Here is a 1,259-nt window from a genome sequence, read left to right as displayed (position 1 = left end):
GCGCGACATCGCGCGCGACCTCGAGCGCGAAGCGGTAGCCGCAGCCGGCGATGGTCGAGATCGCCGGCGCGCCCAGCAGCTTGCGCAGCTGCGCCACGTGCACCGCGATGTTGTTCTCCTCCACGACGAGGCCGGCCCACACGAGCTGCATCAGCTCGTCCTTCGACACCAGCTGCCCGGCGCGCTCGACCAGCGCGACCAGCACGCCGAACGCGCGGGCGGTGAGCGTGAGCGGCTGGCCGCGGCGCAGCAGCAGGCGCTGCCCGGGCTGCAGCTCGAAGTCGCCGAAGCGGTACAGGACGGTGGGCGCGGGCATGGCGGTTCGCTCCTCGGGTGGCGGCGCGCCGGCGGGAATTCATGCGGAATTCAGACGCGCTTGATGACCGTGCCGGGCCCCGTGCGGGAGCATGGGACACCTCAAACCCCGCAGGAGTGCGACATGCCCAAGTTCGTGATCGAGAGAGACATCCCCGGCGCCGGCCAGCTTACACCGCAGGACCTGAAGGCCATATCCCAGAAATCATGCGGCGTGCTCAACAGCATGGGCCCCAGCATCCAGTGGGTGCACAGCTACGTGACCGACGACCGCCTCTACTGCGTCTACCAGGCGCCGGACGCCGCCGCGGTGCGCCGCCATGCGGAGCTGGGCGGGTTTCCGGCCAACCGGATCTCGCAGGTGCGCTCGGTGATCGAGCCGGCGACGGCGGAGTGAACGAGAGTGAGCGCGTGAAATGAAAGAGGGCCACCCGTCGCCGGGCGGCCCTCGATCAGTCGGGCCTCAGCTTACTGGAAGCAGCAGGCCAGCATCTCGATGCAGCACTGCAGGCTCGCGCAGCAGTCGCCGGACGCGAAGGCCAGCGCCGAAGCGCCGAGCAGTGCGGCACCGGCCGCCAGTTTGAACAGCGTGGATTTCATGGGTTCTCCGATGTGATGTGAATTCGTGATGTGAATGACGGATTGACAGGATCACGCACGTTCACCAGGGAGGTCGCCAGATGTCGCCGGGCGTGGTGCCGGCGGGCAGCGAAGGGTCCATCGAAGGAGTCGCGGCCTGTTGCACGCGGGCCGGGCGCGACACGGCCGGCGGCAGCGCCGGCACCGCGCAGGCGCTGCAGCCGGCCGTTGCGCAGGCCGCCATCGCCATGCAGGCGTCATGGCAGCACGGCTCGACGCTGCGCGCGACGGCCGTGGCCTGCTGCAGGCACAGCAGGATCACGAACGACAGGGCAACGAAGAACCGCATGGCCGCACTGTAGCCC

General features: G+C 69.3%; 4 protein-coding genes. 1 reads left to right on the top strand and 3 read right to left on the bottom strand.

Going from position 1 to position 1,259, the window contains the following annotated elements; all coding sequences use genetic code 11:
- The coding region (locus AC1D01_RS35345; protein WP_477874280.1) for a winged helix-turn-helix domain-containing protein at positions 1–316 on the bottom strand (316 nt) is incomplete at its 3' end.
- A gap of 123 nt (positions 317–439) precedes the next feature.
- Here AC1D01_RS35345 and AC1D01_RS35340 point away from each other — a divergent pair.
- Complete coding sequence (locus AC1D01_RS35340) at positions 440–712, top strand: DUF4242 domain-containing protein (protein WP_477874278.1); 273 nt, start codon at positions 440–442, stop codon at positions 710–712.
- A 71-nt stretch (positions 713–783) separates the two neighbouring features.
- On the opposite strand, the gene AC1D01_RS35335 is transcribed toward AC1D01_RS35340, so the two are convergent.
- Both AC1D01_RS35335 and AC1D01_RS35330 read right to left on the bottom strand, forming a co-directional pair.
- On the bottom strand, positions 784–915 hold the full coding sequence (locus AC1D01_RS35335; RefSeq protein WP_477874276.1) for a hypothetical protein: 132 nt from the start codon (positions 913–915) through the stop codon (positions 784–786).
- A 61-nt stretch (positions 916–976) separates the two neighbouring features.
- On the bottom strand, positions 977–1,259 hold a 283-nt coding region (locus AC1D01_RS35330; RefSeq protein WP_477874274.1), incomplete at its 5' end, for a hypothetical protein.

The organism is Rhizobacter sp. P3_B12 (assembly GCF_056402895.1).
The sequence above is the reverse complement of the archived record's forward strand: the minus strand, read 5'-3'. Positions and strand labels throughout refer to the sequence as shown.